Source organism: Propionivibrio sp., from assembly GCF_029255185.1.
Classification (GTDB): Bacteria; Pseudomonadota; Gammaproteobacteria; order Burkholderiales; family Rhodocyclaceae; genus Propionivibrio.
The window spans coordinates 17,929-43,186 of the sequence record NZ_JAPUVO010000119.1 but is presented as its reverse complement, the minus strand read 5'-3'; the positions used below and the strand labels follow the sequence as shown (position 1 = coordinate 43,186).

The 25,258-nt window shown below is 58.2% G+C and carries 21 protein-coding genes and 2 tRNA genes; 13 read left to right on the top strand and 10 right to left on the bottom strand.

All coding sequences use genetic code 11. The features are described 5' to 3' along the window. Nucleotides 1-5: 5 nt before the first annotated feature. The gene (locus Q1J43_RS11080) at nucleotides 6-4,139 is read left to right on the top strand and encodes a PAS domain S-box protein (RefSeq protein ID WP_301102558.1); all 4,134 of its coding nucleotides are present in this window, start codon (nucleotides 6-8) and stop codon (nucleotides 4,137-4,139) included. Nucleotides 4,140-4,170: 31 nt separating this feature from the next. Here Q1J43_RS11080 and Q1J43_RS11075 read toward each other — a convergent pair whose 3' ends face one another. From Q1J43_RS11075 to Q1J43_RS11040, 8 genes are all read right to left on the bottom strand, one after another. Continuing rightward, entirely contained in the window at nucleotides 4,171-4,818 is a 648-nt protein-coding gene (locus Q1J43_RS11075) for a response regulator (RefSeq protein WP_301102557.1), read from the bottom strand. Between the two features lie 159 nt (nucleotides 4,819-4,977). Then, a tRNA-Val gene (locus Q1J43_RS11070) sits at nucleotides 4,978-5,053 on the bottom strand. Nucleotides 5,054-5,075: 22 nt separating this feature from the next. Further along, complete coding sequence (locus Q1J43_RS11065; protein WP_301102556.1) at nucleotides 5,076-5,348, bottom strand: HU family DNA-binding protein; 273 nt, start codon at nucleotides 5,346-5,348, stop codon at nucleotides 5,076-5,078. 156 nt (nucleotides 5,349-5,504) lie between these two features. Beyond that, complete coding sequence (lon, locus tag Q1J43_RS11060; protein WP_301102555.1) at nucleotides 5,505-7,916, bottom strand: endopeptidase La; 2,412 nt, start codon at nucleotides 7,914-7,916, stop codon at nucleotides 5,505-5,507. A gap of 82 nt (nucleotides 7,917-7,998) precedes the next feature. Further along, entirely contained in the window at nucleotides 7,999-9,270 is a 1,272-nt protein-coding gene (gene clpX / locus Q1J43_RS11055) for an ATP-dependent Clp protease ATP-binding subunit ClpX (protein ID WP_301102554.1), read from the bottom strand. Nucleotides 9,271-9,312: 42 nt separating this feature from the next. Next, a complete protein-coding gene (gene clpP / locus Q1J43_RS11050; protein WP_301102553.1) occupies nucleotides 9,313-9,963 on the bottom strand; it encodes an ATP-dependent Clp endopeptidase proteolytic subunit ClpP in 651 nt (216 codons plus the stop codon). 32 nt (nucleotides 9,964-9,995) lie between these two features. Further along, nucleotides 9,996-11,327, bottom strand: a complete 1,332-nt coding sequence (gene tig / locus Q1J43_RS11045) for a trigger factor (protein ID WP_301102552.1) — start codon at nucleotides 11,325-11,327, stop codon at nucleotides 9,996-9,998. 29 nt (nucleotides 11,328-11,356) lie between these two features. Continuing rightward, nucleotides 11,357-11,441: transfer RNA gene (locus tag Q1J43_RS11040), tRNA-Leu, on the bottom strand. A 102-nt stretch (nucleotides 11,442-11,543) separates the two neighbouring features. Between Q1J43_RS11040 and hpnC the strand changes: the two genes are divergently transcribed. The 4 genes from hpnC to Q1J43_RS11020 are packed head-to-tail and all read left to right on the top strand — an operon-like array spanning nucleotide 11,544 to nucleotide 15,727. Further along, a complete protein-coding gene (hpnC, locus tag Q1J43_RS11035; protein ID WP_301102551.1) occupies nucleotides 11,544-12,353 on the top strand; it encodes a squalene synthase HpnC in 810 nt (269 codons plus the stop codon). 46 nt (nucleotides 12,354-12,399) lie between these two features. After that, a complete protein-coding gene (gene hpnD, locus Q1J43_RS11030) occupies nucleotides 12,400-13,233 on the top strand; it encodes a presqualene diphosphate synthase HpnD (RefSeq protein ID WP_301102550.1) in 834 nt (277 codons plus the stop codon). After that, nucleotides 13,230-14,549 carry a hydroxysqualene dehydroxylase HpnE gene (gene hpnE, locus Q1J43_RS11025; protein ID WP_301102549.1) on the top strand — a complete coding sequence of 440 codons (1,320 nt, stop codon included), beginning with the start codon at nucleotides 13,230-13,232 and terminating at the stop codon, nucleotides 14,547-14,549. Before hpnD ends, hpnE begins: the two co-directional genes overlap by 4 nt. Further along, nucleotides 14,546-15,727 carry a benzoate/H(+) symporter BenE family transporter gene (locus tag Q1J43_RS11020; RefSeq protein ID WP_301102548.1) on the top strand — a complete coding sequence of 394 codons (1,182 nt, stop codon included), beginning with the start codon at nucleotides 14,546-14,548 and terminating at the stop codon, nucleotides 15,725-15,727. Before hpnE ends, Q1J43_RS11020 begins: the two co-directional genes overlap by 4 nt. Before the next feature lie 154 nt (nucleotides 15,728-15,881). On the opposite strand, the gene Q1J43_RS11015 is transcribed toward Q1J43_RS11020, so the two are convergent. Continuing rightward, on the bottom strand, nucleotides 15,882-16,568 hold the full coding sequence (locus Q1J43_RS11015; protein WP_301102547.1) for an ATP-binding cassette domain-containing protein: 687 nt from the start codon (nucleotides 16,566-16,568) through the stop codon (nucleotides 15,882-15,884). On the opposite strand from Q1J43_RS11015, the gene Q1J43_RS11010 reads away from it, so the two are divergent. The 8 genes from Q1J43_RS11010 to Q1J43_RS10975 all read left to right on the top strand — a co-directional run bounded on the left by Q1J43_RS11010 (nucleotide 16,567) and on the right by Q1J43_RS10975 (nucleotide 23,367). Then, a complete protein-coding gene (locus Q1J43_RS11010) occupies nucleotides 16,567-17,184 on the top strand; it encodes an arylesterase (protein WP_301102546.1) in 618 nt (205 codons plus the stop codon). The two genes, Q1J43_RS11015 and Q1J43_RS11010, sit on opposite strands and share 2 nt — an antisense overlap. 5 nt (nucleotides 17,185-17,189) lie before the next feature. Beyond that, nucleotides 17,190-18,275, top strand: coding sequence for a tRNA 2-selenouridine(34) synthase MnmH (mnmH, locus tag Q1J43_RS11005; RefSeq protein ID WP_301102545.1), 1,086 nt, complete (start codon nucleotides 17,190-17,192; stop codon nucleotides 18,273-18,275). Continuing rightward, entirely contained in the window at nucleotides 18,272-18,691 is a 420-nt protein-coding gene (locus Q1J43_RS11000; protein WP_301102544.1) for an OsmC family protein, read from the top strand. The genes mnmH and Q1J43_RS11000 overlap by 4 nt, the downstream gene beginning before the upstream one ends. A 121-nt stretch (nucleotides 18,692-18,812) precedes the next feature. Further along, entirely contained in the window at nucleotides 18,813-21,506 is a 2,694-nt protein-coding gene (locus Q1J43_RS10995; RefSeq protein ID WP_301102543.1) for a bifunctional acetate--CoA ligase family protein/GNAT family N-acetyltransferase, read from the top strand. Nucleotides 21,507-21,692: 186 nt separating this feature from the next. Further along, nucleotides 21,693-22,235: an HD domain-containing protein gene (locus tag Q1J43_RS10990; protein WP_301102542.1), complete on the top strand. Its 543-nt coding sequence runs from the start codon at nucleotides 21,693-21,695 to the stop codon at nucleotides 22,233-22,235. A gap of 297 nt (nucleotides 22,236-22,532) precedes the next feature. After that, the gene (locus Q1J43_RS10985; protein WP_301102541.1) at nucleotides 22,533-22,811 is read left to right on the top strand and encodes a DUF6516 family protein; all 279 of its coding nucleotides are present in this window, start codon (nucleotides 22,533-22,535) and stop codon (nucleotides 22,809-22,811) included. Then, entirely contained in the window at nucleotides 22,808-23,185 is a 378-nt protein-coding gene (locus Q1J43_RS10980; RefSeq protein WP_301102540.1) for a hypothetical protein, read from the top strand. The genes Q1J43_RS10985 and Q1J43_RS10980 overlap by 4 nt, the downstream gene beginning before the upstream one ends. A 38-nt stretch (nucleotides 23,186-23,223) precedes the next feature. Beyond that, entirely contained in the window at nucleotides 23,224-23,367 is a 144-nt protein-coding gene (locus tag Q1J43_RS10975) for a hypothetical protein (RefSeq protein ID WP_301102539.1), read from the top strand. Between the two features lie 126 nt (nucleotides 23,368-23,493). On the opposite strand, the gene recJ is transcribed toward Q1J43_RS10975, so the two are convergent. Then, on the bottom strand, nucleotides 23,494-25,215 hold the full coding sequence (gene recJ, locus Q1J43_RS10970; protein WP_301102538.1) for a single-stranded-DNA-specific exonuclease RecJ: 1,722 nt from the start codon (nucleotides 25,213-25,215) through the stop codon (nucleotides 23,494-23,496). Between the last annotated feature and the right edge of the window lie 43 nt (nucleotides 25,216-25,258).

The following is a 25,258-nucleotide window of genomic DNA, read 5'->3' as shown; positions in this document are numbered from 1 at the left end:
GGCGAGTGAATTCACTTAAGCAACATATCCTTAGCCGGATCATGCCGGGAGCGTCGGCGAGCATTGCCCTGCTTTATGTTCTTCTGGCCACGATCCTGGTCATGGGCACTGACCTGCTGGCTCACAATTTTTCCCCTGACACAAGACATCTCATCGCGCTTATCCCGCAACTACTCTTTGTCTTTGTCTCTGGCGGACTGCTGTATCTCGTGCTAAACCGTAATTTGGTGACCTCCGTCAGTAACACCACCGCAAGCGAAAACTCTTCTGTCACCCCCTACAAAAACCGCTATCTACTCCTGGGCTTTCTTGCCCTCTCGCTCTGTGTACCACTACTCGGAACGATGTACGTCAGACTGCGCACTGCACAGATTGAACAGGAAACTTTCGCCAACCTGAATGCCATTGCCCGGCTGCAGGCAGATCAGATCGAGAACTGGCTGCACGAGCGCAAAGCTGATCTCGAAGTGATCATGAGCATAAGCGACTTACCGGAACAGGTTATGGCGCTGCAAAAGAGTGGGAATCCGAGGTTGCGCCAGATGCTTAGTAGTAATTTCTCCGCCATCCGCAGGGCCAATCACTACACGTCGGTGACCTTGCTCGACTCGCGCGGCGAAGTCGTTGTCAACTCTGGTGATCCATTACGCATCACCAGCGAAACAAAAGCGCTATTGGCCAAGGTTGCCGCTGGCGCCCGGATAGAACACGACGAACTGTCGATCGACAAGGAAGGCACAACAATCATCAGCTTTGTCGCCCCCCTGTTTCAGTCGGAGAAGGAAGTGCGTGTGCTGACCGGCTTTGTCGTGACCTGCGCCGACCTCAATCAGCAGGTCTTCCCCTATCTTGAGCAATGGCCAAGCCTCAGTCCGAGCGGAGAAACCCTGCTGGTGCAGAATAAGGACGACAATATCACCTACCTTAGCCCACGGCGCCACGCCGATAATTCGCCAGCCGGACAGCACAGCCCGCTAGCCCGTAACGACATTCCCGTAGTCCGCACGATGCTAGGCAATACGACCGGCGTCGTGTCCGGCATCGATTATCGCCAGGTTCAGGTGCTCGCCGCCCACCGAACGATCGCTGGAACCTCTTGGCATCTGCTCGCCAAAATCGACCGCGATGAAGTGCTAACGCCGATGAGGCGAAACCTGCTGTGGATCGGAGCCATCGTACTCGCCGCTATTCTGAGCATCATGGCTGCCCTACTCATGCTTTGGCGTCAGCGCGACCACACCAAATACCTATCCCTGCTGGCAGAAAAAGCTGAGGCCGACCAGTTGCTCAATAATTTTTTCACATTGCCTTTCGTCAGCATGATGATCGCCTCTCCAAAATCTCAACGATTACTCAGATTTAACGACCAGTGCTGTACGCTCACCGGCTACACGCGTGAAGAGTTGAGTGCCAAAACTTTTATGGATGTTACGTATCCCGATGACTACGAGCACAGTTTCGCTCAGCTCCTGAAGCTTAGTCGTGGCGAAACCGACAACGTTAGCTTTGAACAACGCCTGGTCCGCAAGAACGGCTCGGTCATTTTCATCATTGCCGACGTCAAGGGGGTGCGCCGGCCCAACGGTCATCTCGACTACCTGATCGGCACGGCACAGGACATCACGCCGCGCAAAATGCATGAAATGGCGCTCAATGTCGCCAACGTCCAACTCAAGAGCAAGCAGGACGAATTGACACGGCAGAACGAGGCCCTGCGCCAAGCCGAAGCCGCCCTGCGTAGCAGCGTCGCGCGCCACGAAGCCGTCACCCAGTCGTCCAACGACGCGCTGGTCAACGCTGATAGCACAGGAATCATCGTCGCCTGGAATCCAAGCGCTGAAAAGATTTTCGGTTATAGCAGCGCAGAGATTGTCGGCCAGCGGCTAGATAAATTGATTCCGCAACGCTACCGCCAGACCCATCGTACCGCTCTTAATTTCCTTTCGAACGATGGCGAGCTTCTGGCGAGCGGAAAAGTAGTCGAGCTCACCGCGTTGCGCAAAGACGGCAGCGAAATTGATATCGAACTTTCGCTGACCCGCTGGGAGGTTACTGATGGCATATTTTTCACCGCCACCCTGCGCGACATCACGCAACGCAAAAAAACCGAACAACACCTGCGGCTGCTATCGGAAGCGATCCGACAAAGCCCCGAGGCCGTCGTCATCACCGATCCGCAGGCGCGCATCGAGTTTGTCAATGAAGCTTTTGTTGCCCACACCGGTTACAGCCCGGAAGAGGCGATCGGGCAGAACCCGCGCTTCCTCAGTTCGGGCATGACACCGCCCGAGTCCTTCACGGCGATGTGGGCAGCACTTACGAATGGCGAACACTGGAAGGGAAAAATTTACAATCAGCGCAAGGACGGCAGCCAGTTCATCGAATTTTCAAATGTTGCCCCGATCCGACAGGCCGACGGTAGCATCTCGCACTATGTGGCGGTCCAGGAAGACATCACCGAGAAGACACGTCTAGGCAAAGAGCTCGACAACTACCGCTTCCATCTCGAAGACGTGGTCAAGGAGCGCACGGCGCAACTGGCCGAGGCCACCATCAAGGCGGAAGCCGCCAACATCGCCAAGAGTTCATTCCTGGCCAATATGAGCCATGAAATTCGCACACCGATGAATGCCATCGTCGGCCTGACGCACTTACTGCGTAACAGCGAGCCAACGTCCAAGCAACTCGACCGGTTGCTCAAGATCGATAGCGCCGCCGTTCATCTGCTCGGACTGATCAACAACATTCTCGACCTCTCAAAGATCGAGGCCAACAAGATGACGCTTGAGGAGACCGACTTCAGCCTCTCTTCCGTCTTTGATAGTGTGCGTTCGATGATCGCCAACCAGGCGAGTGAAAAACGCCTGCAGGTCATTCTGGAACTGGGCAGCACGCCGCTATGGTTACGCGGCGACCCGAGCCGCCTGCGTCAAGCGCTACTCAACTACGCCGGCAACGCCGTCAAATTCACCGAGCACGGAAAAATTACTCTGCGCGCCATTCTGCTTGCAGAAAATGACGAAGGGCTTCTCGTCCGCCTTGAGGCACAAGATAGCGGCGTTGGGATCGCCGCCGAGAAACTGCCCAGCCTGTTTCAAGCCTTCGAACAGGCTGACTCGTCGACCACACGAAAATACGGCGGCACCGGCCTGGGGCTAGCCATCACTCGCCGGCTGGCACAACTCATGGGCGGTGACGTCGGCGTCACCAGCGAATGCCAGCGTGGCAGCACTTTCTGGTTCACTGCCCGACTCAAGCGTGCTGTCGGCTTCATGCCGCAGGCGGACGTTCAGAATATAGGTCGCAATGATGATATCTTGCGGCGCAATTTCGCTGGCTCAAAAGTCCTGCTTGTTGATGATGTCGAGGTCAATCTCGAGGTCGCGCAGTTACTGCTGCATGGCGTCGGTCTGCAGGTGGATACCGCCCAGAACGGTCAGGAAGCCATCGAAAAAATACGTATCACCGCCTACGACCTGGTCCTGATGGACGTGCAAATGCCGGTAATGAACGGCCTTGAAGCGACTCAAGCGATCCGCCAGATGCCCGGCAGATCGGCGATACCCATTCTGGCGATGACGGCCAATGCCTTCGACGAAGACAAGCGCAACTGCCTGGCGGCTGGAATGAATGATTTCATCACCAAGCCGGTTGACCCGGATACGCTCTACGCCATCCTGTGCAAGTGGCTGCCGCGCACCGACAGCGCCGCAAGCCCCGCTCCTGCCGACACCGGAGAAAGCTCGCCGACGCAACACAATGCATTGAAACAGCGGCTGGCGACAGTGGCCGGCCTTGATTTTGAAAAAGGGCTAGGACGGCTACGCGGCAACGAAGATAAATACGCCCATGTCATTAGTCTATTTGTGCGCAACCATGAACGTGATGGAGAGAAAATTGCCGCTGCGCTGGCCGTCGGTGAAATGGACAGTGCCGAGCAACTGGCCCATTCACTAAAAGGCTCCACCGGCCTCATCGGTGCGACTCAGGTAGCCGAATTGACCACCGCGCTGCTCACCTCGATTCGCCACAAAAACGGGCGGGAAGTGATTGAACAGTGTTACACCACGCTGGCACCTCGATTGCAAGGGCTGATCGATGATCTGAAGACGATCCAGGTAGATAAGGATCGCTGCTAGACGGTGCAGCGGTTCGACAACAGTAACCCAATTACTGAGCGACGACGCTTCGCTTCGGCATGGCCTCGACAACGATGCGCACGAGCTCAGCGATCGAGCCAGCTTCCAGCTTGCGCATAATCAAATGACGATAGGTTTCGGCCGTGCGGACGCCAATCCCAAGCTCGTCGGCAATCACCTTGGTCAGCTTGCCTTCGAAGATGCCTTGCAGAACGTCTTTCTCGCGCGGCGTCAAAAGTGCCATGCGTTCGCCGATCTTGCGATTTCGTGCCAGCAGTTCCGAGCGCTCACGGTCGATACGAAGGCCATCTTGAATGCGCTCGATCAGATCCTGCGAAGAGAAGGGTTTCTGAAAAAAGTCGAGGGCGCCACCACGCATGGCACGCACCACTGAAAGCACCTCGGCGTAGGCCGAAATGAAAATGATCGGCAGGTTGACGCCGCGTCGGCGCAGTTCGTCCTGAAGTTCCAGACCGCTCAATTCGGGCATGCGCACATCGCTGACAATGCAGCCCTGGAGGCCGTCCAGATCCTGCTCGAGAAACTTAAGCGCACTGTTGAAAGCGACGTACGGCAGACTGACGGATTCTACAATATCACCAAGCAGGAACGTGACCACCGGATCATCATCAATCAGATAGACTGTTGGCACCGTTCGCCCGGATTGTTTTGTAGTCATCGACGTCAAGAAAATCATGAACGTCCGAAAGATAATACAAATTCGGGATTATTGCTAATTCCACAGTTCCACGCTTGATTCGAGATCCGAAGCATGGTCAAGGAAAACCCAGCAAGCCTTTCGGCGTCTGGGTTTTTGATCTGCGGTGATTTTTTGAAATGGTGGGTGCTGACGGGCTCGAACCGCCGACATCCAGCTTGTAAGGCTAGCGCTCTACCAACTGAGCTAAGCACCCGTGTCGCGAAACACGAAGCCCGCTAGCTTACAGCATCCTTGAGCCCTTTGCCAGGGCGAAACTTGGGCACTTTGGCCGCCTTGATCTTGATCGCGCTGCCTGTGCGTGGATTGCGACCGGTACGGGCAGCGCGTTTGCTAACATAAAAGGTTCCAAATCCGACCAGCGTTACCATCCCACCTTTTTTCAGTGAGGTCTTCACAGCGGCAATCGTTGCATCAAGCGCACGCCCGGCGGCAGCCTTGGACAGATCAGCAGACTTGGCGATTTGATCAATCATTTCAGATTTGTTCACGATGTCCCCTTAAATAGTGGAAGAACTGGAAGCACTGCAAGAACCTTATAACAAGGCTGAAAAGCTTGTGTCAAGGGGGTTCTGGAGAATTTTATGAGCTAAAGAAAAATAACGAATATGCCAAAAGACTTGCTCCCGGCATACTTCGATTTTGAATCAATGAGTAACGAGGGATTGTGCAGACACGTTCTCGGCTCCGGCAACGACGGGCGCCAGCTCTGGTTCCGGCAGTGCTTGTGGCAGACGTTCCAGCGCTAACTCAAACACCTGATCAATCCATTTGACCGGAATGATTTCCAGCTTGTTCTTGATGTTGTCCGGAATTTCGGCCAGGTCCCGGACATTTTCTTCGGGAATCAGCACGCGCCCCAGACCACCGCGAACCGCAGCCAGGAGTTTCTCCTTGAGCCCGCCAATCGGCAACACTTCACCGCGCAGGGTGATCTCACCGGTCATCGCCACATCGCAATACACCGGAATCCCGGTCAGCACAGAAACCAGCGCCGTGCAAATGCCGACACCGGCCGAAGGACCATCCTTGGGAATAGCGCCTTCGGGCAAATGGATGTGGATGTCGCTCTTCTGGTAGAAATCGTCGGCAATGCCCAATGAGCGGGAGCGTTTTCTGACCACCGACAGGGCGGCCTGAATCGACTCCTGCATCACCTCACCGAGCTTGCCGGTACAGATCGTTTTGCCCTTGCCAGGCAGCACGACCGATTCGATGGTCAGCAACTCGCCGCCCACTTCCGTCCACGCCAGACCAGTCACTTGTCCGACCTGATTTTCGCGCTCGGCCATGCCGAAGTTGTAACGACGAACACCTAGGAATTTGTCGAGATTGCGCGTGCTCACCGCCAGCTTGGTCTGGCTCTTCTTGAGCAACAAGGTCTTCACCACCTTGCGGCAGATCTTCGAAATATCGCGCTCAAGCGAACGCACGCCGGCTTCGCGTGTGTAGTAGCGGACGATGTCACGCAAGGCGCTCTCGGCGACGGTCAGTTCGGTCTTCTTCAGGCCGTTGCTTTTCATCTGTTTGGGCAGCAGATAACGACGGGCGATGTTGATCTTTTCGTCCTCGGTGTAGCCCGAGAGGCGAATCACTTCCATGCGATCAAGCAACGGCGCCGGGATGTTCATCGTATTGGCGGTGGCCACAAACATCACTTCCGAGAGGTCATATTCGACTTCAACGTAGTGATCGACAAAGGTCGAATTCTGCTCGGGGTCGAGCACCTCAAGCAGCGCCGAACTCGGATCGCCACGGAAGTCCTGCCCCATTTTGTCGACTTCATCGAGCAGGAAGAGCGGGTTCTTGACCCCAACCTTGGTCATGTTCTGTAGTATTTTTCCCGGCATCGAACCGATGTAGGTACGGCGATGGCCGCGAATCTCGGCTTCGTCGCGCACGCCGCCCAGGCTCATGCGAACGAACTTGCGGCCGGTGGCGCTGGCGATCGACTGGCCAAGCGAGGTCTTGCCAACACCAGGAGGCCCGACCAGACATAGGATGGGCGCCTTGAGCTTGTCTACACGCTGTTGCACGGCAAGATACTCGATGATGCGTTCCTTGACCTTCTCCAGCCCCCAGTGATCCCGGTCGAGAACCTTTCCCGCCTCGGCCAGATCCTTGCTGATGCGCGTTTTCTTGCGCCATGGCAGGTTGATCAGCGTTTCGATGAAATTGCGCACAACCGAGGCCTCCGCCGACATCGGCGACATCAGCTTGAGCTTCTTGAGTTCGGACTGCGCCTTGGCCAGCCCTTCCTTGCTCATGCCAGCGGCCTTGACCTTTTTCTCGAGCTCGTCAAAATCGGCACCGTCTTCGCCCTCACCAAGTTCTTTCTGGATCGCCTTGACTTGCTCGTTGAGATAATACTCACGCTGGCTCTTCTCCATCTGACGCTTGACGCGACCACGGATGCGCTTCTCGACCTGCAGGATATCGATTTCAGTTTCAAGCTGTGAAAGCAGGCGCTCGATACGCGGCCGAATCTCGAACATTTCGAGTACTTCCTGCTTCTGCTCAAGTTTGAGTGGCAGGTGTGCGGCGATGGTATCGGCCAGGCGACCGGCTTCTTCGATACCGGCAATCGAGGTCAGGATTTCCGGAGGAATTTTCTTGTTGAGCTTGACGTACTGGTCAAATTGCGAGATGACGGCGCGGCGCAGGCCTTCGACTTCGTGATCAACGCCGTCCTCTTCGGCGAGCGGTCGCGCGATGGCGACAAACATTTGCTCGCGCGATTCAATCGAATCGATGTAGGCACGCCGCGTTCCCTCGACCAGAACCTTGACGGTACCGTCAGGCAACTTCAGCATTTGCAGAATATTGGCCACGCAACCGATGCTATAGAGATCCTCGGCTTCGGGTTCGTCCTTGACGGCCAGCTTCTGCGCAATGAGCATAATGGACTTGCCGGCGGCCATGGCCACTTCAAGCGCCTTGATCGATTTTGGCCGCCCGACAAAGAGCGGAATCACCATGTGCGGGAAAACCACCACGTCGCGCAGGGGCAGCAGGGGCAGTTCAACAGACTCGGCAGAAAGGAGAAGATTGGTGGACATCAATTGTGCTCGATAGGAGTTGGATCAGCCTCGGAGGTTGGGGCATGAGGCCGTATTTCAAGCCGCACGCTGCGGCAACAGATCAGTTGGAACCGGAAACTTTTGGCTGATCAGCGTAGATCAAGATCGGCTTGACATCACTGCTGATCATGTTTTCGTCAATGACTACCTTTGAGACATTCTCCATCCCCGGAAGTTCGTACATGGTGTCGAGCAGAACGGATTCCAGAATCGAACGTAGGCCGCGCGCACCGGTCTTGCGCTCAAGCGCACGCCTGGCAATGGCGGTCATCGCTGCCGGACGGATTTCGAGTTCGACACCCTCCATCGAGAACAGCTTTTGATATTGTTTGACCAGGGCATTTTTCGGCTCAATGAGAATTTTCACCAGGGCCTCGCTGGATAGCTCCTCAAGGGTTGCAATCACCGGCAGACGGCCGATCAGTTCGGGAATCAGGCCGAACTTGATGAGGTCTTCAGGTTCGACCGTGCGCAACACTTCGCCGATGGCCTTCTTGTCTTCCTTGCTCTTGACTTCGGCGCCAAAGCCCATGCCACCGCGCTCTGAGCGATTGCGAATGACTTTTTCCAGGCCATCAAAAGCACCACCGCATAGAAAGAGAATATTGGTCGTATCGACCTGCACAAAGTCCTGATTCGGATGCTTGCGTCCGCCCTGCGGAGGAACCGAAGCCACGGTGCCTTCGATCAGTTTAAGCAGTGCCTGCTGCACGCCTTCACCTGAGACGTCGCGAGTGATCGAGGGGTTGTCGGACTTGCGTGAAATCTTGTCGATTTCATCAATATAAACGATACCCTGTTGCGCCTTCTCGGTATCGTAATCACATTTTTGCAGCAGTTTCTGGATGATGTTCTCGACATCCTCACCGACGTAGCCGGCTTCGGTCAACGTCGTTGCATCGGCCATCACGAAGGGCACATTGAGCATGCGCGCCAGTGTCTGGGCAAGCAGCGTCTTACCCGAACCGGTCGGCCCGATGAGCAGGATGTTACTTTTGGCCAGTTCGATGTCATCACTGAGCTGGCCGCGATGGCGCAGACGCTTGTAGTGGTTATAAACCGCCACCGACAGGATGCGCTTGGCCGTTTCCTGGCCAATCACGTACTGATCGAGCAATGCCGAAATCTCTTTTGGCGTCGGCAGGTCGCTCTTGGCGGCCTTGCCTCCCTGCTCGGCGGAGATCTCGTCGCGAACGATATCGTTGCACAACTCGATGCACTCGTCGCAGATAAACACGGACGGCCCGGCAATCAGCTTCTTCACTTCATGCTGGCTCTTGCCGCAGAACGAACAGTAGAGCAGTTTTTCGCTGCCGCTTTTCTTTTCAGCCATCTGCGCTTACCTCATGTCATGTGGCGATTGATTCAAACCGGATCAGGCTTTCGGCACAGCCGATTCGCGGCTGACCAATACCTTGTCGATCAAGCCGTAGTCTGCCGCTTCCTGAGCAGAAAGGAAATTATCACGATCGGTGTCGCGCTCAATACGCTCAATCGGCTGACCCGTGTGATGCGCCATGATCTCGTTGAGCTTGGCGCGCAGGGCCAGAATTTCCTTGGCATGGATGGCGATATCCGACGCCTGTCCCTGAAAACCACCCATCGGCTGGTGAATCATCACGCGCGAATTGGGCAGGGCAAAGCGCTTGCCCGTGGCGCCGGCGGTCAGGAGAAACGCGCCCATTGAACAGGCCTGCCCCATGCACAGTGTCGACACATCCGGCTTGATGAATTGCATGGTGTCATAAATCGACATTCCGGCCGACACTGAGCCGCCCGGCGAGTTGATGTAAAAATGGATGTCCTTGTCAGGATTCTCGGCCTCAAGGAAGAGCAGTTGCGCCACCACCAGATTGGCGGTTATGTCATTGACCGGCCCGACCAGGAAAATGACGCGCTCTTTGAGCAGGCGTGAATAAATGTCATAAGCCCGCTCGCCACGGCCGCTCTGCTCGATGACCATGGGCACCATGCCGAGCGCCTGCGGATTCCAGCGGCTTTCGGCTTCAAAACGATCAAGACTCATATTGTTCACTCCCTGTTCCGGTTTTGGGCTGTTCAAGACTTCTGCCCCATCAACTCGTCAAAAGCGACAGCTCTATCGACAACCTTGGCGGAAGATAGGGCCCAGGCAACAACATTATCCTCGATAGCCACGCCTTCGATTTCGGAAAGACGTTGCGGTTGGGCATAGTACCAGCGGATGAGCTCTTCAGGATGCTCGTAGCTCTGCGCCGTCTCATTGACAATGGTCTTGACCTGATCTGCCCTGGCATGCAGCTCGTACACCTTGACGAGCTCCGAGAGAATCAGGCCGAGGCTGACGCGACGCTTGGCCTGTTCGAAAAACCACTCACGTTGCATCGGAAAATCTTTCATCTTGCCACCACTTTGCTGCTCCATGTTCTGCCGAGCGACCTGCATCAAGCGCTGAATTTCCATCTCAACCAGTGCCTTCGGAACATCGATCGGATTAGCCTTGAGCAGCGCGTCCATGACCTGATCCTTGATCCTGCTCTGCAAGCGTTTTTTCACCTCACGCTTGAGGTTGGTCTCGATCTCGGCATTCATCTTGACGATGTCGCCGTCATCGACCCCGAGGGTCTTGGCAAAATCCGCATCAACCTCGGGCAGAATGGCCTCGCGCACTTCCTTGACGGTGATGTCGAAGGTGACGGCCTGGCCTGCCAGATCCTTGGATGAGTAATCCACCGGGAAAGTCATAGCGAAGGATTTGCTTTCGCCGGCCGTCAGGCCAAGCACGGCGTTTTCAAAGTCGGCCAGCATGGCGCCTTCACCGATGACGAAAGGATAATCATTGGCCTGACCGCCCTGGAACGCTTCGCCATTTTTCTTGCCAAGAAAATCAATCGTCACGCGATCACCCACGGCGGCGGCTCGATCAACCGGTTCGTAACGCACGCGCTGCTTGCGCAGCACAGCCAGGGTACTCTCCATTTCAGCGGTACCGACCTCAAGCACCGGCCGCTCGATTTCAACACCCGTGAGATCACCCAGTTTGATTTCGGGGTAAACCTCGAAAACGGCTGAAAACTCGATGTGCGTCGTGCTTTCGCTAGTCTTTGGCTCAATATTCGGGTGACCGGCAACGCGCAGTTGCCGAGCCTTGGCCGTTTCACCAAACGTTTTGTTAAGCGCCTCGTTCAGCGCATCGTGGCGCGCCTGCTGACCGTATTGCTGCTTGACCATGGTGATCGGCACCTTGCCCGGGCGAAAGCCAGGCATTTTCATGTTCTTGCCCATACGCTTCAAGCGCCGCTCGATGTCCTTGTCAAGATCGGCGATGGTCACCGCCAGATCCAGACGACGCTCAAGGGCGTTGGTCAGATGCGCAGCTTCGACAGGGGTGTTTGTGACCTTCGTTTCCATTATTACGCCATTCGGTTGATTAGTTAATGTGGTGCGAGAGAAGGGAGTCGAACCCCCACGCCTTGCGGCGCTGGAACCTAAATCCAGTGCGTCTACCAATTCCGCCACTCTCGCGCTCAATCGGTCATTTTACCCGAGATGACTCTATACTGTCAGCCGCTTGAACGCTTAAGCTTGGCAAACCTTGGCAAAAACCTCCACAGCCCGATTTGCGCAATGCCTGTAGACCATTACGAAAACTTCCCTGTCGCCTCGATCCTGCTGCCCGGAAGGCTACGCCGCCCGATCGAGGCCATCTACCGTTTTGCGCGCGGCGCTGACGATATTGCCGACGAAGGCCAGGCCAGCGATGCAGAGCGCCTGCAGGGGCTTGACACCTACCGCGCCGAACTTGACCGCATTGAACGCGGCGAACCTCCGGCCAGCGTGCCCTTTGCCGAACTTGCCGACGTCATCAGACACTGGCGCCTGCCGCTACAGCTCTTCCGCGACCTGCTCGACGCGTTTGCACAGGATATCGTCAAGAAGCGCTACGCCGATTACCCGGAACTGCTCGACTACTGCCGGCGCTCGGCCAACCCGATCGGTCGCCTGCTGGTCCACCTCGCAGGCCGCGCCAGCGATGAGAACCTGCGCCATTCAGACTGCATCTGCACGTCACTGCAGTTGATCAATTTCTGGCAGGACATCGCCATCGACTGGCAAAAGAATCGCATATACCTCCCGCAAATCGACCTGGCGCGCTTCGGCATCGACGAAGCGCAGTTGGATGACTTCCGCTGGAGTGCGCAATGGGCCGCCCTGCTCGATTTCCAGACCGACAGGACGCGCGCGCTGATGCTCGAAGGCGCCCCGCTGGTGCATCAACTGCCGGGGCGCATGGGCTGGGAAATCCGCCTGACGATCCAGGGTGGCCTGCGCATCCTCGAACAGATTCGCCGCGTGCGTGGCGACGTCTACCGCCACCGCCCGCTGCTGCGACCAGCGGATTGGCTGCGCATGGGCAGCCGGGCGCTGTTCATGTGAGAATATCTGCCTTTAGAAAAACCGCACCCAAATTCCGGAACTGCGAATGACTCCTGACGAGTACTGCCAACACAAGGCGGCCGATAGCGGCTCCAGCTTTTACTACAGCTTCCTGTTCCTGCCCGGCGACCGGCGGCGCGCAATCACTGCACTCTACGCCTTCTGCCGCGAGGTCGATGATGTGGTCGATGAATGCCAGGATGCGCAAATCGCCGCCACCAAGCTGGCGTGGTGGCGGCAGGAGCTGGGCAAGCTCTATGCCGGCCAGCCCGACCATCCCGTCACCCGGGCGCTCATGCCGGTGCTGACGCAATTCAATCTGCCGCAGGAGCAACTGCTCGAAATCATTGATGGCATGGAAATGGATTTGCAGCAGACGCGCTATCTCGATTTCAAGGCACTCTCGCTCTACTGCTACCGCGTCGCCAGCGTCGTCGGCCTGCTCGCCGCAGAAATTTTCGGTTATCAGGATCGAAAAACCCAGAAGTACGCGCACGACCTGGGAATGGCCTTCCAGCTCACCAATATCATTCGCGACGTCGGCGAAGACGCTCGCCGAGGGCGGGTCTACCTGCCGGTTGATGAACTGCAACGCTTCGCCGTCCCGGTATCCGATATCCTCAATGCCCGTCATAGCGACAACTTCCGTCGCCTGATGGAATTCCAGATCGAACGCGCCGAACACTACTACGCGCAGGCCATGAGCGAACTGCCGGCCATCGACCGCAAAGCGCAGCGCCCCGGCCTGGTCATGGCGGCGATCTACCGCACCCTGCTCGACGAGATCAAGCACGACGGCTGCCAGGTACTGAACCAGCGGACCTCGCTGACGCCGCTGCGCAAACTGTGGATCGCCTGGCGTACCTGGATCAAGGGTTGAACAAGCGCCTCAAAGTCGCCGTCGTCGGCGGTGGCTGGGCCGGACTCGCCGCCGCCGTTGAACTCGGCGCGAGTGGAGCGCAGGTGACCCTTTTTGAAGCGGCAAAACAGCTTGGCGGACGCGCGCGCAGCGTTAAGCTGCACGGCCAGCCGCACTTGCAAGCACTCGACAACGGTCAACACCTGCTGATTGGCGCTTATCGCGAAACCTTGCGTCTGATGACAACCGTCGGCGCCGACCCGACACGACTGCTCAAGCGGCTGGCGCTTGACCTGCGCTATCCCGGCACCGCTTTCCGCCTGCACCTGCCGCGCCTGCCAGTGCCACTGAATCTGGCCATCGGTCTCATTAGCGCACAGGGCGCTAGCCTGAGCGAAAAACTCGGCGCCGTCCGTTTCATGCGTTTCCTTCAGGGCTGCAACTATCGGCTCGACGCTGACTGCACGGTGACCGAACTACTCGACCGACATGTGCAGCATGGCAACCTGCGCCGCCACCTGTGGGAGCCGCTATGCCTTGCCGCACTCAACACCGCGCCCAAGCACGCCTCGGCGCAGATTTTCGTCAATGTGCTGCACGATAGCCTCGGCGACAGCCGCGCCGACACCGACCTGCTGGTGCCCACTGCCGATCTTGACCGCGTGTTCCCGCTGCCCGCAGCCGACTTCATTCGTGCACACCTGGGCGAAATCCGTCTGTCATCGCGCGTTAACCGCATCGAGCAGGACCTTCGCATCGAAGGTGAAAAATTCGACCGGGTCATTCTGGCGCTGGCCTCGCAACATGCGGCTCCCCTGCTTTTGCAACACGGCGAAACCGAAGCCATCGCCGCCCTGCTCGCCAACTACACCTTTGAGCCGATTGGCACCGTTTACGCGGCCTACCCGCCCGAACTTCGCCTACCCTTCCCGATGCTCGGACTCGGCGGCGATGGTACCGACGCGCTAGGGCAATGGGTTTTTGATCGCGGCCAACTCGGCGGCGCACCCGGGCTCATGAGCTTTGTCCTGAGCGCGCAAGGCGCCTGGGACGAACTCGACAGCGCTGTTCTGCTAGCCACGCTGCATGGCGAACTTGAGCAAGCGCTGGCCAGAAAACTGCCGCAAGCACTGTGGCACCAACTCATCCGCGAGCGCCGCGCGACGTTCTCCTGCCGTCCCGATTTGCCGCGCCCGACAGCCGCAACACCGCTAGCCGGCCTCTGGCTGGCTGGCGACTACACTTGCGCCAACTACCCGGCAACACTCGAAGGCGCCGTGCGCAGCGGCATTGCAGCGGCCCGGTGGGCGCTTCAAGACCGGCCGGAAAAACAATGAGCAAACCACACACCGAGGCTGGCATGGGGCGATTTTTCAGCGTCTCACACGTTTGCGCCGGCTTCATCGCAGTGCTGGTCGGTTACACCAGTTCGGCGGCGATTGTATTTCAAGCCGCCAGCGCGGCCGGCGCCAGTACGGCACACATCAGCTCCTGGCTACTGGCCCTGGGGTTGGGCATGGGCGCGACCTGCATTGGCCTGTCGCTGTATTTTCGCAGCCCGGTGCTGACCGCCTGGTCCACCCCGGGCGCGGCAATGCTTGCCACGGCACTGGCCGGCATCCCGATGAGCGAGGCGATCGGCGCCTTTCTCTTCGCCTCGGCACTGCTCACCCTGTGCGGCGTCACCGGCTGGGTCGAAGCGCTCATGAAACATGTTCCAAAAACGCTGGCCGCAGCAATGCTGGCCGGGATCCTGCTGCGCTTTGGCATGAACGTTTTTGTCGCCTTGCACACCCAGTTCGAACTGGTGGCCCTGATGCTGGCAATTTACTTCATTGGCCGGCGCTTCAATTCGCGCTATACAATTCCGCTTACTTTTCTCGGCGGGCTTGCGTGGACCGCCCAGGGCGGGCTGATTCACTACGCGGCGGTAACGCTGACCCTGGCGCAGCCGCTGTTCACCGCGCCGACCTTTACCCTGGCGACGGCCATCGGTGTCGGCATTCCGCTCTTCATCGTCACCATGGCCTCGCAGAATGTACCTGGAATCGCCGTCCTGCGCGCCAACGGCTACACAACGCCGGTCTCGCCGCTAATCGGCTGGACCGGATTCACCGGTTTTCTGCTGGCTCCCTTTGGCGGATTTTCCTTTAATCTGGCCGCCATCACGGCAGCCATCTGCATGAGCCCGGAAGCCGACCGCAACCCGGAACGCCGCTATCTTGCGGCGGTCTGGGCCGGAATTTTCTACCTCATTACCGGATTGCTCGGCGCCACCGTGGCCAGCGTGTTTACCGCCCTGCCCAAAGAACTGGTGGCGGCCATTGCCGGAATCGCACTGCTCGGAACCGTCGGCAACAGCCTCGGCGCAGCGCTTTCAGACAACCGGGAACGCGATGCAGCAGTGATCACCTTCCTGGTCACCGCCTCGGGCCTGACCCTGCTCGGCATCGGCAGCGCCTTCTGGGGTCTGCTGTTCGGCCTCGCCGCCTTGCAGGCCATTCCGCGCAAATAGGCCATAAGCATAAATTCGAACCACAACGACACAACGCGCACAACGAAAAAACCTTGGTACTGAGTGCCTTCACCCCCTCAACGTGAGAATGAATACGTCATTATTTGTCATTTTGATTACGGTTTCGTTGTGTTCGTTGTGGTTGACCGCTTTATCAACCAAGCTCCTCGATCCGCCCCGCGTGCATACGCAGTCGCCGGGCGCAGCGCGCGGCAATTTCATCGTCGTGTGTCACCAGAATCAGCGTCGTTCCGCTCTCGGCGTTAATGGCGAACATCAGCTCGATAATCTGATGGCCGGTGGCCGCATCAAGGTTTCCGGTTGGCTCGTCAGCCAGAACCAGCTTTGGTTTGGGCGCAAAAGCCCGAGCCAGGGCTACACGCTGCTGCTCGCCGCCCGAAAGGTGCTTGGGATAATGGCGCAGACGATGCGACAGCCCGACGCGCTCAAGCCAGAATTCGGCTTCGGCGCGGGCATTGGCGGTACCCGCGAGCTCCAGCGGCAACATCACATTCTCGATGGCGTTGAGCGCCGGCAGCAGTTGAAACGACTGGAAAACAAAACCGAGCAGTCGACCGCGCAACACGGCGCGCGCATCTTCGCCTAGCGACCCAAGCGTCTCGCCCGCCAGGGTCACTGAACCGCTGCTCGGCAAATCAAGGCCAGCGAGCAAACCGAGCAGGGTCGACTTGCCCGAACCGGAGGCGCCGACGATGGCGACGGTTTCGCCCGCCGCAACGACAAACGAATTCTCGTGCAGAATGGTCAACGGTTCGCCGCCGTTATCAACGCATTTGGTCAGCCCGCTGACCGTAACCACATTTGGGGTTTCCAAACTCATGCTTCGCTTTCCGTCGATTTCCTGCCTTCTACTGGTCGGACTGGCCTGCCTGGCGCCAACGGCACAGGCGGCCAGAACCATTCTCGTTTTCGGCGACTCGCTCTCGGCTGGCTACGGCATCCGCCAGGACCTGGCGTGGCCGGCACTGCTGGCCAAACGCCTGCAGCAAAAGCAACTCGATTATAACGTTGTCAATGCCAGCATCTCGGGAGAAACCACCAGCGGCGGCCGTGCACGCCTGGACGGCGCCCTGACCAGGCATGCGCCTGTCATCGTCATCATCGCGCTTGGCGCCAATGACGGTCTGCGCGGACTGCCGGTAACAACCGTGCGCGATAATCTCATGGCCATGACCATCGGCGCGCAACAGAAAAAAGCCAAGGTGCTGATCGTCGGCCAGCGCCTGCCACCCAATTACGGCGCTTACGCGGTGCAGTTCCACAAGGTCTTCGGCGAAGTGGCGAAGACCCGGAAAACAGCCCTGGTGGACTTTCTGCTCGAGGGCATAGCGGCACAAGCGCAACTTTTTCAGGCGGACAACCTGCACCCCACCGCCGAGGCACAGCCGCGTCTGCTCGACAATGTCTGGCAGGGGCTTGAACCCCTGTTAAAATGAGTCCCATGAGACATGGCGTCGCCAGCGTTGGGCAAATCGAAGACTATCACCTGTTCGAAGAAATAATCGATGTTCGCACTCCCGCCGAGTTTGCCGACGATCACATTCCCGGCGCGATAAACTGCCCTGTGCTCGACAACACGCAGCGCATCGAGGTCGGCACCCTCTACAATCAGGTTTCGCCCTTTGCCGCAAAAAAAATTGGCGCGGCCTATGTTTCCGAAAACATTGCCCGCCACCTGCGCGAAACCTTTCACGACCGGCCCAAAACCTGGCGACCGCTGATTGTTTGCTGGCGTGGTGGTCAACGCAGTGGAGCAATGACCTATGTCTTGCGGCGCATCGGCTGGGACGCCCAGCAACTGGAAGGCGGCTACAAGAGTTATCGCAAGCAGGTCATCGACAAGCTGGCCCGGTTACCGCATCTGCTGCACTTCAAAGTCGTCTGTGGCGCTACCGGCAGCGGCAAGAGCCGCCTACTGCACGCTCTGGCACAACGCTCCGAGCAAGTGCTCGATCTTGAGGAACTCGCCTGCCACAAGGGTTCGGTGCTCGGCGTACTGCCCGATTCGGCACAACCCTCGCAAAAAACCTTCGAATCCAATTTGCTTGCTGCCCTGCAAGGGCTTGACCCGACCCGCCCGGTATACGTCGAGGCCGAAAGCCGCAGGATAGGCAGCATTCAGTTGCCGGATGCACTGCTCGCACGCCTGCGTGAGGGGGAATGCATCAATATCGAGGCAAGGTTCGAGGCCCGCGTTGATTTCCTGCTCAGAGACTACGCTTACTTTCTGAATGCTCCTGACTGGTTCAACTCGCGACTTGACGTACTGCACACACTGCAAAGCCGTGAAACCATAAACCGCTGGCAAGGCTACGCAAAAATTGCGCAGTGGCGAACGCTGGTCATCGAGTTGCTCGAACTGCATTACGACCCGCTGTATCGTCGCTCACAGAATCGCAACTTCAATGGCTTTGGCAGCCCGGAGACCTTTACCACCAGTGATTTAAGCGCTGCCGGCATCGACCTTTTGGCGGCCCGAATTGCTGCCAAAATCGCCGCCAGCCCGACCACGGAAAGGACGCCATGAACACCTCCCAACTCCCCTTGATCGTCAGCGAGAATGCCCTGGGGCGCTATCAGCAGACAGTCAGCGTCGGCCGCCACCAGCTCACCGCCGATGAACCGGTGGCCGCTGGCGGCGATGACGCCGGCCTGTCGCCCTTCGACCTCCTGCTGGCTGGACTAGGCGCCTGCACCTCGATGACGCTGCGCATGTATGCCGAACGCAAGGGTCTGGACCTGACCCGCATCAGCGTTGCCTTGCGCCATGAAAAAATCGACGTTGAAGGTCAGGGTCAAATCGACCACATTGAGCGCATCATTACCCTGGACGGCGCGCTAAGCCTTGAGCAACGCCAGCGCCTGCTCGAAATTGCCAACAAATGTCCGGTTTATCGCACGCTCCATTCCGACATTCAGATCGACAGCCGCATTGCCGGGTGAAGCACTGATACGGGCGGACGGCTAAAAGAATCAGTCCCCTGAAGACACGCTTGTCATTTTGTGCTAGTTTGCCGCGAACTATTAATAAACCGCCACAGCCCCGTCAACAAGGTGAACATCGATGCTCGAACAACATTATCTACGGAGTCTTTTCGAACCCAAATCGGTTGCCGTAATCGGCGCCTCGGACCGTGAGGATTCGGTTGGTCACTTCCTGTTCAAGAACATCCTGAACTCGGGTTTCCAGGGGCGTCTCTATCCGATCAACCCGAAACACGAGACGGTTCAAGGCCAGCAGGCCTACAAGTCGATCGAGGAAATCGGCGCCCGCGTCGAACTGGCGGTCATCGCCACCCGTGCGCAAACGGTTCCCGACATCGTTGAACAATGTGGCCGTAGCGGCATTAAAAACATCATCATCATTACTGCCGGTTTTTCTGAAGCCGGCCATTCAGGTGCTGCGCTCGAACGAAAAACGCTGGAGATCGCCCGCAGCTACAACGTCCGTGTCCTCGGCCCCAACTGCCTGGGAATCATTCGCCCCGAACTTGGCCTCAACGCCACCTTCCTGCGCGCCAGTGCCAACGTTGGCAATCTGGCGCTGGTGTCGCAGTCGGGCGCCATCTGTTCGGCCGTTCTTGACTGGGCAAAAAGCAACGGCGTCGGCTTCTCCAGCGTCATCTCGCTGGGAAGCACCGCCGACGTCGACTTCGGCGAGATTCTCGACTATCTGGTCTATGACAACCGCACCCATTACATCCTGCTCTACATCGAAGGCATACGAAACTCGCGCCGCTTCATGAGCGCGCTGCGCTCGGCGGCCCGCATCAAACCGATCATCCTGCTCAAGGCTGGCCGCCACGCTGCGGGCTCGGCGGCAGTCAAGGTGCATTCGGGAATGATCGCTGGTTCCGACATCGTGTTCGATGCCGCCGTTCGCCGTTCTGGCGTCGTTCGCGTGCAAAATATCGGACAGTTGTTCTACGCCTCAAAAGCGCTGGCGTCCAAGTTCCGCCCACACGGCAAACGCCTGGCGATCATCACCAACGGTGGCGGCCCCGGCGCCATGGCAGCGGATCGAGCCGGCGACATGGAAATTCCACTGGCCGAGCTTTCGGCGGAAACCATGAAAACGCTCAACGCGACGATGCCATCAACCTGGTCGCGCAGCAATCCGGTGGACATCCGCGGCGACGCCACGCCCGCCCGCTATCGCGACGCAATTCTTGCCGTTGCCCAGGACGAGGGGGTCGATGGCATACTGGTCATGCTCTCGCCCCAGGCCATGACCAAGCCGTTAGAAGTTGCCCAGGTCGTTATCGAGATCAGCGAGCAGCCAGGCAAAGCCATTCTGGTCTGTTGGATGGGCGAGGATCAGGTTGCCGAAGGTCGGGCCGCGCTGGAGAGAGCCGGGATACCGGCGTTTCGCCGACCCGAAGCAGCGATCGAGCTTTACTACCATATCTCAACCTACTACCGAAACCAGAAGTTACTGCTGCAAACCCCCGAAGGAACTTCCAAGCGCACCCAGCAGGAAACCGAAGGGGCCAAGATGCTGATCGAGGCGGTCTTGCAAGAACACCGCAAAGTGCTTTCCGAAATGGAGTCAAAAGCGGTATTGCGCGCCTTCCGGATCCCGGTGGCGCAAACCATGGTGGCGCGCACGCCGACCGAATCCTTGTTGCTTGCCGAACAAATTGGTTTCCCGGTAGCCATGAAAGTCGATTCGCCGGACCTCATCCGAAAGACCGAAGCGGGCGGCGTACGCCTGAATATCACCAACGCACCGGCGGTTCGCAACGCCTATCACGACATCATTGAAACGGTTCAGAAAAAGCATCCGGGCGCACGCATCAACGGCGTCTCGATCGAGCCCTATCTGGCGCGTCCGAATGGCCGCGAACTAATGATCGGCGTGGTACGTGACCCGACCTTTGGCCCAATCATCACCTTCGGCGCTGGCGGCAGCGAAGTTGAAATTTTCAGTGACCGCGCCGTCGCCCTGCCGCCACTGAACCGCTTCCTGGCGCAGGATCTAATTCAGTCAACCCACGCCGCACAACTGCTTGGCGAATTCCGTCACATGCCGGCGATCAACATGGACGCGCTGGAAGAAGTGCTGCTGAATATCTCCGAGATGGTGTGTGAGCTACCCTGGCTACAGGAGCTCGACTTAAATCCCCTGATCGTCGACGAACACGGCGCCATCGCCGCCGACGCACGGATCATCATCGACTACGCAGCAACCACCGGCGACCGTTATTCACACATGGCCATCCACCCCTATCCGGTGCATCTGATCCAGGAATGGGAGCAGCCGGACGGACGCATCATCACCGTCCGCCCGATCCGCCCCGAAGACGCCGAAATGGAACAGGCATTTGTCAAGAACCTGTCCGACGAAAGCAAGTATTACAGGTTCATGGACACACTGCGCGAACTCACCCAGTCGATGCTGGTACGATTTACCCAAATCGATTATGACCGTGAAATGGCACTGGTCGCCACCCTGACCGGCGATGACGGTAAGGAATTGCAGATTGGTGTGGCGCGCTATGTCACCAACCCTGACGGCGAAACCGTCGAATTTGCCCTCGCCGTTGCCGACAACTGGCAAAAGCACGGTGTTGGCCGCAAGCTGATGAGCGCACTGATCGACAGTGCGCGCCAGAAAGGCTACCGGGCCGTGGTTGGCGACGTGCTTTCGCAAAACACCAAGATGTTCCGCTTGATGACTACCCTCGGCTTCACCATTCACCCGCACCACGAAGACCCGGCCGTCAAGCGCGTAGTCTGCCCGCTGCACGCGCAATAGTTCGATACACAGCGCAGGGTGACACGATAGGGGTAGAGAAGGACACCTTCGGTCGCTTGCGCCGGTGTGACGGTCGTTTGCGATGGGCGGAGGGATGTTTCAGCTATGCTTATGGCTTAAGGTAGTGCCATTAGGGTCTACCATCGAAATTATTGCGAATGACAGGCATAGAGGAAGGTAGCTTGCATGAAAGCCAGGAAAGTACTGCAGATTGTTTTTGCACTTGATTTTGCCGCCTGGGCGCATTCGACTCAGCGGCGCAAGGGCGGAGCACATGAACCCTACGTCAACCACCTGACCGAAGTGGCGCGGCTGGTGGCGCAGGCCACCGGCGGCAAGGACGAAAAGCTGATCATTGCCGCGCTGTTGCACGACGTGCTTGAGGACCAGTCGATGAACGTGAGTTACGTGATGCTGGTCGAGAATTTTGGCAAGCGTGTCGCCAGGATCGTGCGGGAAGTGACCGACGACAAATCGTTGCCGAAGGCCGAGCGCAAGCGCATGCAGGTGGTCCATGCGCCGCATCTGTCGCGGCGTGCGAAAATTCTCAAGATCGCCGACAAGGCCGCCAACCTCAATTCGATTCTGCAATCCCCGCCGCGCGACTGGTCGGCAACCCGTAAACGCGAGTACTTTGCCTGGGCCGCCGAAGTGGTTGGCGGCTGCCGTGGCGTTAACGACTGGATCGAGGCCGTGTTTGACGAGCGTCTGAGCCTTGGTCAGTTCTGATAAATACTGACACCGCGCGGCTACTTCCCGATGCTCTCGATGCGTTCAATGTGTTCGATCATCAGTAGTACTGTAGGTCGGGTTAGCGGTTTTTCGCGTAACCCGACGGTCGCCGAAACGTCGGGTTACGGCCTGACGGCCTAACCCGACACGTTCTTTGCCAAGATGGCCTGTTGACGCCGTTGTCGCATGCGTCGCTTTACACTGACTTCGGTCTTCGGTCGGCTTGCCGTCTCGTCCGAACTGCACGGCATATGGTTCTTGACGCCATAAACTAACTATGGTGCAGTAGACTCCATGAAAGCCAAAGAACTTTTTCGGATCAAGGAGTCGTACGGTGCTGGATTCGTCGAAATCGTGATCTGGCAAGTTCCGGAGCCGATTCCGCCTTCCGGGCATCCGTACAAGTATCGACTGGTCTATGTGCTCGAAGGCAAGCGGGTCGTCGGGTATGACAACGAACGCGGCAAGGGCGACCACAGGCATTTTGGCGATCGGGAAGAGGCTTACTCTTTTGTGAGTCCGCGGCAACTGATGGCGGACTTCATGGCCGATGTGAAAGGAGCTGGACTATGAGCGAACGCATTCTCAATGTGACGGTTGGCGGGGTGTTGGAATCCTCCATGAATCGGGCTGCGCAGACGATGGAGGCGCTGGAGCGAGGCGAGTCACCGACACCGTATTTCAGTATCGGGTTTTCCAATGTCGGGCAGATATTCGCGGTATTCACACCACGACGCTGGGAGTTGCTCGCGGCCCTACGCGAAAGTGGGCCGATGAGCATCGCCGAGCTGGCCCGACGCCTGAAGCGGGATTACAAGAATGTGCATGGCGATGTGGAACGGCTGTTTGAATGGCAGGTCGTTGAGAAGGACGAGAAAGGGCTTGTTTCTACCCCCTATTCGAAAATTGTCGTGGATGTGCGTTTACCACAAGGCCATGCGGCGTAGCTTGAGAGCAATAACAGGCATGGAGGAAGGTAGCTTGCATGAAAGCGACGAAAGTACTGCAGATTGTTTTTGCACTTGATTTTGCCGCCGGGGCGCATTCGACTCAGCGGCGCAAGGGCGGAGCACATGAACCCTACGTCAACCACCTGACCGAAGTGGCGCGGCTGGTCGGCAACCCGTAAACGCGAGTACTTTGCCTGGGTCGCCGAAGTGGTTGGCGGCTGCCGTGGCGTTAACGACTGGATCGAGGCCGTGTTTGACGAGCGCCTGAGCCTTGGTCAGTTCTGATAAATACTGGCACCGCGCGGCTACTTCCCGATGGTCTCGATGCGTTCAATGTGTTCGATCATCAGTTGTGGTGTCTGCACGCCGTTGTAGTCGTTGATCGCCAGCCGGTAGGCGGCGCGGATGGTACCGCCGGGGGCAGTGCTGAAGTTGAACTGGATCGCTTCGAGGCGCTCATCGCCTTTGCGCAGGCGCAGCTTGAGGTGCTTCTCCTTCAGTATCCGCTGGCTTTCGACGACAAATTCATCCGCGAAGATTGGCGCTGGGAAGCCCTGGCCCCAGACCTCGTTTTCCAGCAGATGAACGGTGTTGATCGAGAGATAGCCGGATTCCAGCCGGCCGTCGGTTTCCAGCGTGCGCGTGAGGTCGGCCGGCGACAGCAACTCGTCGGCGATCTCTCTGAACAGTTCGCGAAAGCGCGGGAAGTCAGCCTCCATCATCGATGCACCGGCAGCCATGGCGTGGCCACCAAAGCGCAGCAGCAAGCCGGGCGCGCGTTTGGAAACGAGGTCGAGTACGTCGCGCAAATGCAGGCCGGGGATCGAGCGGCCGGAGCCCTTGACTTGCCCACTCTCGCCGCGCGCGAAGGCGAACACCGGGCGATGCAACTTGTCCTTGATGCGTGAAGCGAGGATGCCGATCACGCCCTGATGCCAATCTGGGTCGAACAACGCGACGCCGGCGCCGTCGGGCGTTTCCAGTGTTTCGAGATGGATTAGCGCCTGCTCCTGCATTCCCGATTCGATGTCTTTGCGTTCGCGGTTGAGCGCATCGAGTTGCTGCGCGATATTCAGGGCGCGCGCCTCGTCGTCGGTGATCAGGCTTTCGATGCCGAGCGACATATCGGCAAGCCGGCCGGCGGCATTCAGGCGCGGGCCGACGATGAAGCCCAGATCAAGGCTGGTAGCCTTGGCCGGATCGCGTCCGGCAGCACGGAAGATGGCGCGCAGGCCGGGCGTTAGCTTGCCCTCGCGCATACGTTTGAGGCCCTGATTGACCAGGATGCGGTTGTTGTGGTCGAGCTGAACGACATCGGCGACCGTGCCCAGGGCAACCAGGTCGAGCAACGCACCGAGATTCGGTTCCTTGAGCGAGTCATTGAACCAGCCGCGCTCGCGCAGTTCAGCGCGCAGGGCAAGCATGACGTAGAACATGACGCCGACACCGGCCATGCACTTGCTCGGAAAGGCGCAACCGGGCTGATTCGGATTGACGATGCAGTCGGCTGCGGGCAGTTCGTCTGCGGGCAGGTGGTGGTCGGTGATCAGCGTGGCGATAGAGAGTTCGTTGGCGCGGGCGACGCCTTCAAGGCTGGCAATGCCGTTGTCGACGGTGACGATGAGGTCGGGAGTCAGGGTCGCGGCGAGATCGACAATTTCCGGCGTCAAGCCGTAGCCGTAGGTAAAGCGATTGGGCACCAGGTAGTCGACCGTCGCGCCGGAGTTTCCGGCCATCGCGCGCAGCGCACGAATACCGACCGCGCAGGCGGTCGCGCCGTCGCAGTCGTAATCGGCGACGATCAGGATTCTGGCCTGCGCCTCAATGGCGTCGGCAAGTAAAATGGCTGCGGCGCTGTTATTGGTCAGCAGTGCGGGCGGCAGCAAGGATTTAAGTTCGTAGTCAAGTTCGCTGCGCGTCGTGATGCCGCGCGCGGCGTAAAGACGCGCAAGCAGCGGATGCAGCCCCTGCTGCGTGAGTTGCCATTCAATGCGCGGCGGGACGGGGCGGGTTTTGAGATGGGTCATGGACGTCCCTTAAGCATTGAAACCTCTTTCGACGTGCCCCGCA